Annotated in this window: 16 protein-coding genes; 7 read left to right on the top strand and 9 right to left on the bottom strand. The window is 35.6% G+C overall.

Translation table 11 applies throughout. From position 1 onward, the window contains the following. Positions 1–29 precede the first annotated feature (29 nt). Positions 30–521, top strand: a complete 492-nt coding sequence (gene chrI / locus H5J24_RS11900) for a chryseobasin maturation helper ChrI (protein ID WP_068943006.1) — start codon at positions 30–32, stop codon at positions 519–521. A 214-nt stretch (positions 522–735) separates the two neighbouring features. Here the strand turns inward: chrI and rpe are convergent, their stop codons facing one another. Together rpe and chrP are read right to left on the bottom strand one after the other, a co-directional pair. Next, on the bottom strand, positions 736–1386 hold the full coding sequence (gene rpe / locus H5J24_RS11895) for a ribulose-phosphate 3-epimerase (RefSeq protein ID WP_068943007.1): 651 nt from the start codon (positions 1384–1386) through the stop codon (positions 736–738). Positions 1387–1501: 115 nt separating this feature from the next. Beyond that, positions 1502–2575, bottom strand: a complete 1074-nt coding sequence (chrP, locus tag H5J24_RS11890) for a chryseobasin maturation metalloprotease ChrP (protein ID WP_068943008.1) — start codon at positions 2573–2575, stop codon at positions 1502–1504. Between the two features lie 51 nt (positions 2576–2626). On the opposite strand from chrP, the gene H5J24_RS11885 reads away from it, so the two are divergent. After that, positions 2627–3331, top strand: coding sequence for a DUF4294 domain-containing protein (locus H5J24_RS11885; RefSeq protein WP_068943009.1), 705 nt, complete (start codon positions 2627–2629; stop codon positions 3329–3331). A 34-nt stretch (positions 3332–3365) separates the two neighbouring features. Here H5J24_RS11885 and H5J24_RS11880 read toward each other — a convergent pair whose 3' ends face one another. Beyond that, complete coding sequence (locus H5J24_RS11880) at positions 3366–3782, bottom strand: NUDIX domain-containing protein (RefSeq protein ID WP_068943010.1); 417 nt, start codon at positions 3780–3782, stop codon at positions 3366–3368. A gap of 104 nt (positions 3783–3886) precedes the next feature. Next, positions 3887–4561 carry a tRNA (5-methylaminomethyl-2-thiouridine)(34)-methyltransferase MnmC2 gene (mnmC2, locus tag H5J24_RS11875; protein WP_068943011.1) on the bottom strand — a complete coding sequence of 225 codons (675 nt, stop codon included), beginning with the start codon at positions 4559–4561 and terminating at the stop codon, positions 3887–3889. Positions 4562–4646: 85 nt separating this feature from the next. Here mnmC2 and H5J24_RS11870 point away from each other — a divergent pair, with 85 nt between their 5' ends. The 4 genes from H5J24_RS11870 to H5J24_RS11855 all read left to right on the top strand — a co-directional run bounded on the left by H5J24_RS11870 (position 4647) and on the right by H5J24_RS11855 (position 8001). Continuing rightward, on the top strand, positions 4647–5717 hold the full coding sequence (locus tag H5J24_RS11870; RefSeq protein ID WP_068943012.1) for a branched-chain amino acid aminotransferase: 1071 nt from the start codon (positions 4647–4649) through the stop codon (positions 5715–5717). Positions 5718–6012: 295 nt separating this feature from the next. After that, positions 6013–6525, top strand: coding sequence for an FKBP-type peptidyl-prolyl cis-trans isomerase (locus H5J24_RS11865; protein ID WP_068943013.1), 513 nt, complete (start codon positions 6013–6015; stop codon positions 6523–6525). A gap of 81 nt (positions 6526–6606) precedes the next feature. Then, entirely contained in the window at positions 6607–7644 is a 1038-nt protein-coding gene (locus tag H5J24_RS11860; protein WP_228407691.1) for a peptidylprolyl isomerase, read from the top strand. A gap of 135 nt (positions 7645–7779) precedes the next feature. Next, positions 7780–8001, top strand: coding sequence for a hypothetical protein (locus H5J24_RS11855; protein ID WP_141395677.1), 222 nt, complete (start codon positions 7780–7782; stop codon positions 7999–8001). Between the two features lie 81 nt (positions 8002–8082). Here the strand turns inward: H5J24_RS11855 and H5J24_RS11850 are convergent, their stop codons facing one another. Then, positions 8083–8328 (bottom strand): hypothetical protein, encoded by a 246-nt coding sequence (locus H5J24_RS11850; protein ID WP_141395678.1) that lies wholly within the window; start codon positions 8326–8328, stop codon positions 8083–8085. 714 nt (positions 8329–9042) lie between these two features. Between H5J24_RS11850 and H5J24_RS11845 the strand changes: the two genes are divergently transcribed. Further along, a complete protein-coding gene (locus H5J24_RS11845; RefSeq protein ID WP_068943017.1) occupies positions 9043–9561 on the top strand; it encodes a hypothetical protein in 519 nt (172 codons plus the stop codon). Between the two features lie 230 nt (positions 9562–9791). Here the strand turns inward: H5J24_RS11845 and H5J24_RS11840 are convergent, their stop codons facing one another. The 4 genes from H5J24_RS11840 to H5J24_RS11825 are packed head-to-tail and all read right to left on the bottom strand — an operon-like array spanning position 9792 to position 15222. Then, a complete protein-coding gene (locus H5J24_RS11840) occupies positions 9792–11150 on the bottom strand; it encodes a M20/M25/M40 family metallo-hydrolase (RefSeq protein WP_068943018.1) in 1359 nt (452 codons plus the stop codon). A 2-nt stretch (positions 11151–11152) separates the two neighbouring features. After that, on the bottom strand, positions 11153–12514 hold the full coding sequence (locus H5J24_RS11835; protein ID WP_232816322.1) for a M28 family peptidase: 1362 nt from the start codon (positions 12512–12514) through the stop codon (positions 11153–11155). 1 nt (position 12515) lies between these two features. After that, complete coding sequence (locus tag H5J24_RS11830; protein WP_068943020.1) at positions 12516–13922, bottom strand: M28 family peptidase; 1407 nt, start codon at positions 13920–13922, stop codon at positions 12516–12518. A 55-nt stretch (positions 13923–13977) separates the two neighbouring features. After that, the gene (locus H5J24_RS11825; protein ID WP_068943021.1) at positions 13978–15222 is read right to left on the bottom strand and encodes a DUF1015 domain-containing protein; all 1245 of its coding nucleotides are present in this window, start codon (positions 15220–15222) and stop codon (positions 13978–13980) included. Between the last annotated feature and the right edge of the window lie 2 nt (positions 15223–15224).

The raw sequence follows: 15224 nt of genomic DNA, 5'->3' as shown, positions 1-15224 counted from the left end.
TGATCCTCTAATAACCACAAATCAATTATATGAAAATGACAACTGTATTATTAATCATCACAGCTGTACTTACAGCACTTATTGCAGGGCTTTTTTACGCTTATTCATGTTCTGTAGTGCTTGGGTTAGGAAAGCTGTCAGATGTTGAATATTTGAAGGCAATGCAGAATATCAATCGTGAAATTCTGAATCCTGTCTTTTTTGCAAGTTTTATGGGGACTGCAATTCTTCTTCCGGTGTCTGCATTCTTCCTGCGTGGAGAACAGCCTGTTTTTATGTTTCTTTTATTAGCAGCATTAGCTTATTTGATAGGTGTTTTTGGAGTTACAGTAGCAGGAAATGTTCCTATGAATGATCAGCTTGATCAATTTGATATCTCCGGAGCTGGTATTGAGGCTATTAAACAAATGCGTGAGAATTTTGAAACAAGATGGAATTTCCTGAATAATATAAGAACTGTTTTTTCGGTAGTCAGTATTATATTGACAATTTGTGCTTGTATTTGGCATAAAGAAGTATAGAGAGATACGTAATAAGTGAAACTACTCAGCTATAAATTCCGTATTTCTACGGATTGACTGGAATTAATTTTATACGGAAATTTGTTTTGTTAGTAAGAAGGAATTAAACATTTAAGAATTTTGGAAAAAAATTAATAACCAGGACGACTCAAATTCAAACTGAAAAAGGCAGCTCCATCGGAACTGCCTTTTGTTTATGTAAATTTCTATCTTTTTAGATTTTCAAAAGTTCAATAGTTCTTTCCGGGCTTTCAGCAGAGAATACTGCATTTCCGGCAACCAGAACATCTGCTCCAGCTTCGAAAAGTTTAGAAGCATTGTCAAGGTTTACGCCTCCGTCTACTTCAATAAGAGCGGTTGAGTTATTGCTCAGGATAAGATCTTTAGTTTCAGCAATTTTCTTGTAAGTGTTCTCAATGAATTTCTGTCCTCCAAATCCTGGATTTACACTCATTAATAATACAAGATCTACATCTGCAATAATATCTTCAAGCATTAAAACAGGGGTAGAAGGATTTAGAACAACACCGGCCTTTACTCCTTTGCTTTGGATATGGTGGATTGTTCTGTGAAGGTGGGTACATGCTTCATAATGAACAGATATAAGGTCCGCACCATGGTTGATGAATTCATCAACATATTTTTCAGGCTCTACGATCATTAAGTGAACATCCACGAATTTTTTAGCATGCTGCTGAACGGTTTTCATTACTGGAAAACCAAATGAAATGTTAGGGACGAATCTGCCGTCCATTACATCAATATGGAACCAGTCTGCCTGAGAATTGTTTAACATTTCAATGTCTCTTTGCAGGTTCCCAAAGTCTGCAGATAAAAGGGATGGAGCAATAAGCTTCGTTTTCATTTTTACTTTTTACTTAATATTAGATGTTAGAATAAAGAGAAAAGAATAAAGACACTTGATGTTTAATCATGTATGACTTTAAGTCTTTTCTCTTTACTCTTGGTTCTTTCTCCTATTAATGATACTTCAGTTTCATCTCCGGCTTAATCTTCAGAACTGTTTCGTAGATCAATCTAATAACATTGGCTACGTCTTCTTTAGACACCATTTCTACTGTTGTATGCATATAGCGCAAAGGTAAGGAAATTAGAGCACTTGGCACACCGCCGTTAGAATGTGCAAAAGCATCAGTATCTGTTCCTGTTGCTCTGCTTGCTGCAGCCCTTTGATAAGGAATTTTCTTTGTTTTTGCGGTGTCAATAATAAGCTCTCTGATAGTATGGTGAACACTTGGTGCGAAGAATACTACAGGTCCTGCGCCGCACTTCTGATCTCCTTCTTTCTTTTTTTCGATCATTGGAGTCGTTGTATCGTGTGTAACATCAGTTACGATTGCAATATTAGGTTTAATGGTGTCAGCAATCATATCAGCACCGTATAACCCAACTTCTTCCTGTACAGAATTGGTAATATAAAGACCAAATGGAATAGATTTTTTGTTTTCTTTTAGAAGCCTTGCTACTTCAGCAATCATAAAACCACCGATTCTGTTATCAAGAGCTCTGCAAACAAAATACCGGTCATTCATTTCGAAGAATTCATCAGGGTAGGTGATCATACATCCTACAAAAATTCCCATGTCTTCTACTTCTTTTTTGGAAATAGCACCACAGTCGATAAAGATATTTTCGATTTTTGGAGTAGGCTCGTCCTGATTGGCTCTGGTATGAATGGCAGGCCATCCGAATACACCTTTTACAATTCCGTTTTCTCCGTGAATGTGTACTACTTTTGATGGGGCAATGGTCTGATCTGAGCCTCCGTTTCTGATTACATAAATCAATCCATCATCCGTAATATAATTAACATACCAGGAAATTTCATCAGCATGAGCTTCAATCACTACTTTGAATTCTGCTTCAGGATTGATGATCCCGTAGCATGTTCCGTAATGATCCACTTCAATCTTGTCTACATAAGGTCTGATATAATCCATCCAAACCTCTTGTCCCTTATGTTCGTAACCTGTTGGAGATGAAGTGTTTAAATATTTTTCTAAAAATTTTAAAGATTTCTTTTCAAATTTCATAAAAAGGAATGATTTTTGCGTTTAATTTTTGTTCTTATAAGTGTAAAAATAATGAATTTTAGTAAGATTATCTGTCTTTTTATGTTCTTTTTTGGAGCCAGTGTTTATGGGCAGGAAGATACTGTGGTCGCAAAACCGCTGAATCAATACCCCGCTGAGTCTTTAAAAGTAGATGAATTTGGCAATAAGTATTATTATGACGAGCAGCAGAAAGTTAAGATCTATGAAGTAAATGGGGAGCCTGTAGTAGTAATGGATGAACTGGTTTTAGTGAATAAACCAAGGTTCAATAATCAATTAGATAAAAACTATTATTATTTCTTAAACAAGAAGCTATATAGGGTGTATCCGTTATTTGTAACTGCATTACAGCAATACAGAGATATCCAGGTAGACATGACTGATATGGATAATAAAGCCAAGAGAAAGTTCATCAGAGAAAGGCAAAATATGCTTGCTGATCAATATGAAAAGCAATTAAGAGATCTTACTACTACCGAAGGACAAGTTTTTGCAAAGCTAATGAATAGAGCAACCGGTAAAAATGTATATGAAATCATTAAAGAGATGAGAGGTGGATTTAGTGCCTTTTGGTGGAATCTGAAAGGAAAGATGGCGGATATTGATTTAAAAGAACGATATGATCCTCATAAAAACAGAACAGACGAATTTGTAGAATCATTACTGCAGTCTAACTGGAATTCGGGGTATCTGAAACCTTATCCGGGAGCAACTGATTTTAAAGTAAAGAAGTAAATAAATAATAATATCAAAATTCCTGTAAGCGAGCTTACAGGAATTTTTCTTTTAATTTATCGAAAACGATTTTATCTATAGGAAGAGGGAAAGGATTATCAGGTCTGTCAATATCCATCCATTCCGTTTTTTCAATACATGGATCCAAAATAAGGAAATCCTTTTCGTCCACAATGTTTACAATATAATATATGGTAAGAAGCTGTTCGTTTTCTCTGAAGCGCGAAACAAGAAAGTTTTCCTGAGTGTAGAAATGTTCTACAATATCTATTTTCACATTCAGTTCTTCATCAAATTCACGATGCAGGCATTCCAGCGTTCCTTCACCATATTCCAATCCACCACCCGGAAATTTCACTAAAGGTTCGCCGGCATATTCTTCAAACAAGGTGAGTACTTTCTTATCTTTTACTGCACAGCCATACACTCTAATGTTGATCTTGTCTATCATATATATAATGTATAATATTTTGTATAGCTAAGGTAAGAAATTTTTATGAGGCATATATTGATGAAAGATGAAAATGTAAATTCACTAATGGGTATTTTACTTTATTAAAGCTTGATCGCGTTAATCATTTCTCTTTTCCCCGGAGGTCCCTGCTTTTTCTCAACCTGAAAGTTCAGTTCCTGAAGAATTCTTCTTACACTTCCTTTAGAAGAGTAAGTCGTTAATAATCCGTTAATGGACATTTTGTCAGAGACCAATTCGAATAATGGTTTTTCCCAAAGATCTGGCTGTACTCTTGCCCCGAAACAATCAAAATAAACAAGGTTGATTTTAGGCAGGTCTATATTCTTTAGATCAAAAAAGTCACATTCTATCTTTTTAAGGTTGAATCCACTAATGATTTCTACTGACTTTTCCCAATCTGCCAGATGAATTTTCTGATAAATATTTTTGAACTCAGGGTTATCAAAAAGTTCAAAGTAGGCTAAATCCTTAACTTCGGATTCATTTATGGGGTATTTTTCAAGCGAAAAATAATTGATGACATGATTTTTGTCAGTTTTTAAATATTCATTAATTGTTACTAAAACATTCAAACCTGTTCCAAAACCTAGTTCTAAAATATTAATTTCGCAATCATTAATTAAATTTAATCCATTTTTGATAAACACGTGTTCTGCTTCTTGAAGAGCTCCGTGATGAGAATGGTAATTTTCATTTAAATCATTGATAAACAATGTTTTACTTCCGTCGTTTGTGGTCTTAATCTCTCTTTTCAAGCTATTTTTTTGTCAAATTTACTCTAAAATTTTTATATTTAGAAAATTATGTTAAATTTGTAGAACATCGTAAAAATTTTAAAAAATGATAATTCAAAAAACTGAAAACTCCAGAATTTCTACATTTGACCCTAACAATTTTTCATTTGGTGGTACTTTCATAGATCATATGATTATATGTGAGTATGAAAACGGAAAATGGGGTGATGTAAAATTAGTTCCTTACGGTCCAATACCATTTACACCTGCCATGATGGGAGTAAACTATGGACAAGCTTGTTTTGAAGGTATGAAAGCCTATAAAGACAAAGATGGGCAGGTTTTCCTTTTCAGGCCAGAAAAGAATTTTGAACGTATCAACAAGTCAGCGAAGCGTCTTGCTATGCCTGAGGTGACTGAGGAAATGTTTTTAGACGGATTAAAAGCATTAGTGGATATCGACAGAGACTGGATCCCTCAAGGTGAAGGTATGTCTTTATATATCAGACCATTGATTTTCGCTACAGAAGAAGCTTTGAAAGCAAGAGTTTCTGAAAAATATATGTTTGCTATCGTAGCAACACCTGCAAAGAGCTATTACTCAGAGCCAGTATCTGTAAAAATCTCTGATCACTATTCAAGAGCAGCAAACGGAGGAGTAGGTTCTGCTAAAGCAGCCGGTAACTATGCGGCTTCTTTCTACCCAACTCAGTTGGCTATTGAAGAAGGATACGAACAAATCATCTGGACTGATGATGCAACTCATGAGTATTTCGAAGAAAGTGGTACTATGAACGTATTTGTAAGAATTAACGATACAATCTATACTCCACCAACATCTGAGAAAATTCTTGACGGAGTTACAAGAGACAGCTTCATTCAATTAGCTAAGAGAAGAGGAATCGAAGTAAAAGTGGAGCCAATTGCTGTAAAAACAGTTATTGAAGCATTGAAAAATGGTTCTCTTAAGGAAGTATGGGGAGTTGGAACTGCGGTAGTAACCACTCAATTCCAGGCTTTAGGATATGAAGGTGAGAAATTAGCACTTCCAAGATTATCAGACGAAGAAAGCTATGCAGCCATTCTTAAGAAAGATTTAGTAGATCTTCAAAACAATCTTTCTGAAGATCCATTCGGATGGAGAGTTGTTGTAGATCATGCACTTGAAACAGTTTAATAGTATTTCAATATTATAGAGAGCCGGGAATTTTCCCGGCTTTTTTTGTTATTCAATACTTTTACATTTCATTCAAATCAAAAGATCGGAGCATTTATAGTTAAACTCTAGCCACAGATTGTACTTATTTATACAGCTATTTATATATAATATTTGTTCACAGATTGTGAACATCAGTCCATTTTTTGCAGCTAGATTTTGACCATAGATGACAACAGTGGTTTTTATATAATTTACATTAATGGTTTAAAGCTTTTGTAATTGATTCACAAAATGTGTATTTTCGCAAAAGGTTATGAAAAAATTACTCTTCATATCAGCCATAAGTTTGCTGAGCTGTAATAGAAATACACAGACTGCCCACCCTCCGGTAGGCGGTGTTTTAAGCCAGAAAGATCTGGATGTTTCTAAAAACAGAATGAAAAACCTGAATACCATCGAAAGGGGTCAGATTCAGGATTGGATCAATGGACAAAACGTAAAGTTTTATCCTACACAGCTTAATTATTGGATTACGGTTGATGGTTTCGATCGTAGAGAAAGAAGAGTAGATAACTCTCTGATTTCCTATTCTTATGAGTTGTATGATTTTGACCAGACGAAAATCTACGACCAGCCTTTTGAAAGAAGAGATGCCAAGTTCGGGCATTTTGATGAGCTGAGAGCAGTGGAAAATGCTTTGCGTTTTATACATGATGGAGAGGAAGTGACGCTTTTGGTACCATCTTCTTTGGCTTATGGAACTTTTGGAGATGAAAAGAAAATAGACAATGATATCCCGTTAATCATAAAATTAAAAGCTTTATAATACATGAAATTGTTTAACAAGAATATAATTCTGGCAGCGGCAAGTGTTTCGCTGATGAGTTGTACCCCAATTTATAAAAAAATGAACGTAGACAAAGAAACTTACGAAGGTCTTAATGACGGGCTTTATGCCAATCTTCAAACTACAAAAGGTAATATGATTGTGAAGTTTGAGGACAAGAAAGCACCAGTAACTGTAGCCAACTTTATCGGTCTTGCAGAAGGGAAAATCGACAACAAAGCTAAGGCTAAAGGAGTTCCTTATTATGACGGAACTATTTTCCACAGAGTGATCAAAGATTTTATGATTCAGGGAGGTGATCCTCAGGGAACAGGAATGGGAGATCCTGGATATAAATTTGAAGATGAAAGAAATGACCTTAAACACACTGGGAAAGGTATTCTTTCTATGGCTAATTCAGGTCCAAATACAAACGGTTCTCAGTTCTTCATCACTGAAGTCGCTACTCCTTGGTTAGACGGAAGACATACGATCTTCGGAAAGGTAGTAAAAGGAAATGATGTGATTGATGCTATCGCAAATGTTGAAAAAGGAGCTCAGGATAAGCCTAAAACAGATATCGTTTTAGAAAAAGTTTCCATCTTCGGTAAAGGTGATGAGTACAAAAACTACGATGCAGCGAAAACTTTCAACGAAGGAAAAGCTAAAATCGCAGAAAATAACAAAGCTTTCATTGCTAAAGAAGAAGCTGAGAAAAAGAAAAAAGAAGAAGAGTTCAAAGCAAACCAGGAAAAATTAGTTGAAAGCTTAAAAGCTGGAATGCAAAAAACTGAATCAGGTCTTTACTACAAAATCACTAAAACTGCTGACGGAAAAGCTCCAAAAGCAGGTGATAATGTTTCTGTACACTATGCAGGAAAATTAGTAGATGGAACTGAATTTGATTCTTCATTCAAGAGAAATGAGCCAATTGATATTCCAATCGGAATGGGAAGAGTAATCAAAGGATGGGATGAAGGGATTCTGTTATTGAAAGAAGGAGAAACTGCTACTTTATTAATCCCGCCGGCAATGGCTTACGGAGAAAGAGGAGCAGGAGGAGTTATTCCACCAAACTCTTGGTTAGTTTTCGATGTTGAGCTTGTAAAAGTAAAATAATTGAATTTTTAAAAATATGAAAGCCATCCTGAGAAGGGTGGTTTTTTTGTTTCAATGTACCGTAAAAATACGGTGTCCTATGAATATAAATTATTACTATCTTTATCTCCAACCAATGAAATAAAAATAGAAAATATGTTTGATTTGAATTATGATTTAATAAAGCAGACCATAGAGGCTGAAGTTTGTAAAGAACATAACTTGCATCCGGAATTTATTAAAACAGATGATGGGTTTGGAATAAAAGCCTGTTGTGAACCTTTTCACAAAGAATTAGTAGCAAAATCTGAAAAAATGGTCGAAGAAGAGACGACCCAATTCCTTGAAAAGATGATGAAAGATATATTTAAAGAATAACTGGTGAAATTGTAGCAAAATTATATAAAAAAACCGCCCTTCAATAAAGGACGGTTTTTCAGTAAAAGAGTGAAATAAAAGTTATATGTTTCTACCGGATCTTTTCTTCATCCCCGTTCCGGCTAGGGAACTGATGAATACAAGACCGAAGCCGATATAAGCGGCAAAGGCGGTAAGATATACTATTAAGCTATTAAAACTTGGTTGTGAACTGTATACCAGTACAGAAAAGGCAGCAAAACTTAATACCAAAAGCAAGCTCCAGATATGCATTTTTGCAGCATCTTCATTTCTCTTAAAAATCATTTCAAAAAAGGCTCTCATCATTACTAACATTTTAAGGGTTATACATTAATTAATTGAGAATAAAGCAGATGTTATTATCATGGTATAAAGAAAGCATATTTCTTTACTGGGCTAAGGTTCATGATAACTTTGCCGTTTATTCAATATTATGATACCGGGCTCTGAAGTCCGGAATTAATAATCATTTTTGAATCAATAAATGACTCACGGGTTTATTGATGATACCAGTTAGATACGGGGCATAATTCAGCTGTGAAAGATCAACCTGAGGGCTAATCAATCACGTACCCGTATCTTTTACGGCATCGTAGAAAAAAAGGATTCATATACGAGATACGAACTTTGAATCAGTGGAAAACTGAAAATCCACAGAAAACCTTTTTTCTCATCCTTAGTGCTTTTTTAATTTTTTCTCAAAATAGTACATACGAATATCATGCCAAAGTGATTATTTCACAATTAACACTTTGTTTAAAAGTGGTGTATGGTATTGTTTTTTAATGAGTTTTGATTATTATTTCCTTAAACGAAGAAAAAAGTTTTATTTTTAAATTCTCATTGTTTAAGATAAACAGAATATATATAAGGATGATTTTTTTTTCAACAGTTTAGGATATGGGCAGCAGCTTTCTGAAAAAGAAAAAAGATGTCTGAATTAGTGGGAACGTGGAAAACTGAAGTGGAAGGAAGTTTACTGACTTTAATATAATTTTAAAAAGCTTTAATTTTGGAAAAGTGAGCAAAGAAAATTTAAGAGAAGAGATCGAGACTTGTATTGTTAATCTTCAACGATTGGCAACGATTACTTGTTGGAACAAGATATCATCTAATGTTGTTTTTATAGTATCTGACTTCAATGAATTTGAAGGGAGGAATTTTTTTGAGCAAGGGAAATCCAGAAATAGAGTAAATAAATATAAAACTAAACTTTCGCTAGATTCTGCCATCGAGGTTTTAGATAAAGAGTATTCGGATCTTTATGATGTTACTTTGTATATTTTCAAAGCGAGTCAAAAAGAAACTGTAATTGAAATTCAATATTATAGGAAATCAAATTTTGAATCTGATTATTTTGCTGTGGTAAAAGACAATCCGCCTATTTTTCATTCTAAAATCTCAAAACCCTATTATGCTAATAATCATAGTAAGTTTGATATCAATTGGGAATTAGGAGGGGTAAGATATTTCTGGAATCATTTTCTTGCTCAAATTAAGTATAAGATGCATACTTTTAAATATTTAAATTCCAAATAACATTTAAATTGTTACCTGGAAGAATCTTAACAATAATATTTTTATTTGGGTTTCTATAGAATAACGAAGATTTTGGTGAGGCTTTAATTAGGATTTTTTTTTCAATTTCCATTTTATACCATAATATTGTGTTATTTGTGGAATCATTTGTTCTATGTGTTTTAAAGAGAAAACCCCATCAAATCTTATAAAATTTATTGGGGTTCGTTTATCTCAAGATGGTATTTTCCTTACCAGTTCTTATCAATCATATAAATAATATGCGTCATGGTTACAGCGCCTAATAAAAGTTCTCTTCGGTTTACTTTTTCAAAGGTATCTTCTTCAGTATGATGGATATCAAAATAACGCTGAGAGTCCGGCATTAATTCTGCTGCAGGAACTCCCATGTCATGAAGTGGATAGAGATCTGTTCCGGAGAATCTTTCTTCAAAGTTATAGACTCCATAAGGCAGGAATAGCTTTGACCAGCTTTGAATCTGTTTTCTTTTAGCATCATCCATATCCAGAGCAATTCCTCTTGGAGCAAAGCCTCCGGCATCGGATTCTATGGCAAAAATATGCTTCTCATTCTTTTCTTTTACTGTTTTTCCATATTGAATACCTCCTTTAACTCCATTTTCTTCATTGGCAAAGCACACTACTCTGATGGTGTGATTATTCTGTATTCCTAATTTTTTGAACGTTCTTAGCACTTCAATACTCTGAACAATTCCTGCACCATCATCATGTGCACCTTCTCCTACATCCCATGAATCAAGGTGACCACCGACTACGATTACGCTTTGGTCTTTTTTACCCGTAATTTCACCAATCACAGAGTGGGAGAGTTTTTCGCCTTTCATTCCGCAGTTGGAATTCAATTTTGCTGTGATTTTCTGATTTTTTAATAAGGCTTCTAATTCATCTGCAGTGGTACTTCCGATCGCTACAGCTGGTATTTTAGAAACATTTTCTTCATAACGCATGGCTCCGGTATGAGGGACATCATCAAATGCTGAAGACAGTGATCTGATAATGGCAAATTTACCTCCTTTTTTAGCCGTTAAAGATGCGGCCGTTGTTCTGTACTTGGAAGCATCACCATACCCTTTAAACGTTTCTATGAATGATTGTTTGAAAGCATAATTGAAGAATAGGATTTTATCTTTTACCTGCTCCGGAGTAAGCTTATTGTATTCATCCATAGATTTAACCATGATGATCTCTCCCGAAACATCTTTTCCACCTGTTCCTTCTGAATTTCCAAGAGAAAGCATTTTAAGGTTTTTCCAGCTTCCGTTGAATGTTTTGATGTGTAAGGATTCTTTTCCTCTCACCCAAACAGGAATCATCACATCCTGAAGCCATACTTTGTCTGCTCCGGCATCACGAAGTTTTTGTGCTGCCCATTGTACCGATTTTTCATAGGCTTCAGAACCGCTTAAACGGTGGCCTATATTTTTAGTAAGTTCGTGAAGATCATTGTATCCTTTCCCGTTATTTAAAACTTCAAGGGAGATCTTACTGAATTGTATTGAATCTTCCTTGGTCTGGCCAAAAGCGGCCATTCCAAAAAGTAATAAGGAGGTTCCTAATATTTTTTTCATTGTTACCAATTTTTATCAATCATATAAATAAGTTGTGTCATCACCGTTGAGCCAAGTAATAGTTCTCTTCGGTTGACTTTTTCAAAAGTATCTTCTGCGGTGTGGTGGATGTCAAAATAGCGTTGTGGTTCCGGAACGAGTTCTGCTGTTGGAACGCCCATCTCATGAAGCGGGGCAATATCCGAACCTGAATACTTTCCTTCAAAATTGTAAACTCCGTAAGGTAAAAACAGATTCCCCCAGCTTTTGATCTGGTTTCTTTTAATATCATCCATTTCCAGGGAGATTCCGCGGGGTGAAAATCCTCCGGCATCGGATTCTATGGCAAAAAGATGTTTTTCATTGTTATCTTTTGCTGTTTTTCCATATTGTTTTCCGCCTTTGGTACCGTTTTCTTCGTTGGCGAAACAAACTGCTCTGATGGTATGGTTGTTTTGGAGCCCTAGTTTTTTGAATGTTCTTAAGACTTCAATACTTTGGACGATCCCTGAACCATCATCATGAGCACCTTCACCTACATCCCAGGAATCAAGGTGGCCGCCCACTACGATTACATTTTGGTCTTTTTTGCCTGTATTTTCACCAATGACGGAGTGGGAGAGTTTCTCACCCTTCATTCCACAATTAGAATTAAGTTTTGCAGTAACTTTCTGATTGTTTAGCAAAGACTCCAGTTCATCTGCTGTTGTATTCCCAATTGTAACTGCCGGGATTTTGATAATGTTCTCTTCGTAGCGCATATTTCCAGTGTGCGGAACATCGTCAAATGCTGAAGAAAGAGATCGGATAATGGCAAACTTACCACCTTTCTTTGCTGTTAAGGATGCAGCTGTACGTCTGTAAGCACCTGATTCTCTATAGGAAATAAAAGTCTGAACGTGTCCCTGATTGAAAGGGTAATTAAAGAAAACAATTTTATCTTTTACCTTTTCAGCAGGAAGATTATCATATTCTTCAAGGGATTTAACCATAATGATCTCTCCTGAAAGATCTTTTCCGCCTGTTCCTTCAGAATTACCTAAAGAAAGCATTTTAAGACTTTTCCAGCTTCCGTTGGACGTTTTGATGTGTAAGGATTCTTTTCCTCTTACCCAAACCGGGATCATGACATCCTGAAGCCATACTTTATCAGCACCGGCATCACGAAGTTTTTGGGCTGCCCATTGTACAGATTTCTCATAAGCTTCAGATCCACTTAAACGGTGGCCGATATTTTTAGTCAGTTCCCGAAGTTCATCATAGCCTTTTCCGTTATTTAAAATTTCAGTGGAAATTTTGTTGAACTGTATAGAATCTTCTTTGGTTTGACCTGATATAAAGGCTGTTCCTAAAGTTAATAATGAGGTTGTAATTGTCTTTTTCATGTTACCAGTTTTTATCAACCATAAAAATCATCTGTGTGATGGCGACTGCACCCAGAAGAAGTTCTCGCTTATTCACTTTATCAAAAGTATCTTGTTCAGAATGATGATAATCGAAATACCTTTGAGTGTCTACTACGAGTTCTACTAAAGGAATATCCAGCTTCTTCAAAGGTGAGATATCCTGGATAGCCTCTGTTTGGTCAAAGTCATAAACGCCATAAGGAAGAAAATATTCTTTCCAGGGAGATACGAGCCTTCTTCTTTGAGGAGACATATCTAAAGAGAATCCTCGTGGAGAATAGCCTCCGGCATCTGTTCCCAGCGCGAATATATGTTTCTCTTCTCTTTTTTTGACATAGGCTGCATACATTTCACGACCTTGGCCTCCGTTTTCACTGTTGGCATATAAAACGACCCGGATGGTGTGATTATTTTCATAGCCAAGTGCTTTCAATGTTCTTAAAACTTCGATACACTGAGCGACTCCCGTTCCGTCATCAACTGCCCCTTCACCAATATCCCATGAATCAAGCTGAGCGCCTAAAACAATCACTTTAGAGTCTTTATTCCCTTGGATTTCAGCAATGATATTGGGATTGGTTGTGCTGCCTTTTGATTCTGCAGTCATATTAATTTTAGCCGTAACTTTTTGCTTTTTCAATGTTTTTTCCAACTCATCCGCTGATCTTACACCTATTGATAAAGCAGGAATTTTAACTTTATCATCTTGTTCATAATAAATCATTTTGGCATGAGGCGTGTCATCAAGAGCTGTTGTCAATGATCTTATAATTAAAGCTTTTGCGCCCGTCTTAGCAATAACGGACGCCGAAATTAATTTTGATTTTGCAGTCTGTAGATAAGAATCACTGGTATTAATGATTTTGGGATCCATAGGAACATTCACGAATACTATTTTGTCTTTTAGCTGACCTGTGGACATTGCATTCAGTTCTGACGTGGAATTAATTAAAACAATTTCACCTGTCAGATCTTTACCGCCTGTTCCTTCAGAGTTTCCAAATGATAGCATTTTGATATTTTTCCAATCTCCATTTTCTGCTTTTATCTGTAAGGATTCTTTCCCCCGGACCCAGATAGGAGCTTTAGCTTCCTGTCTCCAGATCATATTAATGCCAATTTCCTTGAATTTCTTTTCAGCCCATTCTACTGCTTTTGAATAGCCGGGAGTGGCGCTGAAGCGAGGGCCGATACCTTTTGTGAGTTCTCCAAGATTTTCATAAGCCCTGCCATTGGTCATGATCTCGTCTGAGATCTTTTTGAATTCATCATGATAATTTAATTTTACAGGAATTGCTGTTCTGCCGGCAGGCTTTTTCTGGACTTTTTTTTGAGAAAATAAAAATCCACTCAAAAAGAGTGGAAGTATAATGAATATTTTTTTCATTTTTTATTTACCTTTCTTTTTCCAATGATAAAAGTAGGAAAAAAATAGGAATTTATTAAGGTTTCATATCGTACATTACCAGTGCTGTAATTAATTTTGGCTCAATGAATGTACATTTTGGAGGCATGCTTAGTTTTAAGTCTGAAATTTTAATCATATCATTAAAACTTACAGGATAAATTCCGAAGCCTGCTTTTCCTTCTCCGCTTTCCACCTTTTCTTTTAAGATGTTGATTCCATTGAGATTGGAAGTGCCCTTTACGTAAGAAATCAGATCAGAGCTATCCGGATCTTCGATTTTTAAAATACCTTTAAAAATATATTTGTCCAGTAAATGGTGATCCAGGTTATCTAAAGACATCTCTTTAGAACGAAGATCGTGCTTTACGTGAAGTGAATAGAATTTTCCATCCAAATACATTGAAATATGGAATTTCTGGGAAGGGTAGTAAGGGGTTTCACCTTTTTCGTGGATCAGGAAATATTGATCAAGCTCTTTCAGGAATTGTTCGCTGGAAAGACCGTTTAGATCGTGCAAAATCCTGTTATAGTCGTGAATTTTGATCGATTGGTTGGAAACGATAAAGCTGTATACAAAGTTATATTGCTCTGTACCATTATGCCTTTTGTTTTTATCCTTATGTTTTTTTGCATTTAATGCTGTAGAGCCAATTCTGTGGTGTCCGTCGGCAATATAGAATGAGTCGATCTGATCGATCACTTCTTTAAACTGCTGAAGTTTCAAACGGTTGTCTATTCTCCAGATTTTATGTCTGATGCCCAAATGATCTACGTGGTTGAAGATGGGAACGTTTTTTTCCTCATGATTCATCAGCAGCTCAATTTTTGAGTTGGCAGGATAGGTAAGAAGTACCGGTTCAGCCTGAAGGTTTACTTTCTCAAGATAATGAGCCAGTTTTTCTTTCTTTTGGGGAATGGTACTTTCGTGCCTTTTTATCTTTCCGTTCCAGAAATCTTCAATACTGGCAAGACCTAAGAGTCCTCTGAAAATTTGTTTGTTAGGATATATTTGTTCATAAAGATAATAGGCAGAATTATCCTGAACGAGTTTCTTTTCTTCCAGAAGTTCTTCAAATGTGGAACGGATCTTTCTCAGATTCCGGTCTACATCCTTAGATTTACTTACAACATACGGTTTTATCATGTTGATGTATGTGTTCTCAACTTGTGCTTTTTCTGCTATTTCTTCCTGGGTAAAATTATCCAGTGGATGGGTAGGGAAAGTATCCTCAAAATCTCTGTGAGGTCTGATTCCACGGAAAGGTTTAAAAACAGGCATAT

The organism is Chryseobacterium capnotolerans (genome assembly GCF_021278965.1).
Lineage (GTDB): Bacteria > Bacteroidota > Bacteroidia > Flavobacteriales > Weeksellaceae > Chryseobacterium > Chryseobacterium capnotolerans.
The sequence above is the reverse complement of the archived record's forward strand: the minus strand, read 5'-3'. Positions and strand labels throughout refer to the sequence as shown.

Excerpts from the sequence above, each read along its gene's own strand:
- H5J24_RS11840 (WP_068943018.1), bottom strand. The coding sequence starts at position 11,150 with ATGAAAAAAATATTAGGAACCTCCTTATTACTTTTTGGAATGGCCGCT.
- H5J24_RS11850 (WP_141395678.1), bottom strand. The coding sequence starts at position 8,328 with ATGATGAGAGCCTTTTTTGAAATGATTTTTAAGAGAAATGAAGATGCT.
- H5J24_RS11825 (WP_068943021.1), bottom strand. The coding sequence starts at position 15,222 with ATGCCTGTTTTTAAACCTTTCCGTGGAATCAGACCTCACAGAGATTTT.
- H5J24_RS11885 (WP_068943009.1), top strand. The coding sequence starts at position 2,627 with ATGAATTTTAGTAAGATTATCTGTCTTTTTATGTTCTTTTTTGGAGCC.
- H5J24_RS11830 (WP_068943020.1), bottom strand. The coding sequence starts at position 13,922 with ATGAAAAAAATATTCATTATACTTCCACTCTTTTTGAGTGGATTTTTA.
- H5J24_RS11855 (WP_141395677.1), top strand. The coding sequence starts at position 7,780 with ATGTTTGATTTGAATTATGATTTAATAAAGCAGACCATAGAGGCTGAA.
- H5J24_RS11865 (WP_068943013.1), top strand. The coding sequence starts at position 6,013 with ATGAAAAAATTACTCTTCATATCAGCCATAAGTTTGCTGAGCTGTAAT.
- rpe (WP_068943007.1), bottom strand. The coding sequence starts at position 1,386 with ATGAAAACGAAGCTTATTGCTCCATCCCTTTTATCTGCAGACTTTGGG.
- chrP (WP_068943008.1), bottom strand. The coding sequence starts at position 2,575 with ATGAAATTTGAAAAGAAATCTTTAAAATTTTTAGAAAAATATTTAAAC.
- H5J24_RS11860 (WP_228407691.1), top strand. The coding sequence starts at position 6,607 with ATGAACGTAGACAAAGAAACTTACGAAGGTCTTAATGACGGGCTTTAT.
- H5J24_RS11880 (WP_068943010.1), bottom strand. The coding sequence starts at position 3,782 with ATGATAGACAAGATCAACATTAGAGTGTATGGCTGTGCAGTAAAAGAT.
- chrI (WP_068943006.1), top strand. The coding sequence starts at position 30 with ATGAAAATGACAACTGTATTATTAATCATCACAGCTGTACTTACAGCA.
- H5J24_RS11870 (WP_068943012.1), top strand. The coding sequence starts at position 4,647 with ATGATAATTCAAAAAACTGAAAACTCCAGAATTTCTACATTTGACCCT.
- H5J24_RS11835 (WP_232816322.1), bottom strand. The coding sequence starts at position 12,514 with ATGAAAAAGACAATTACAACCTCATTATTAACTTTAGGAACAGCCTTT.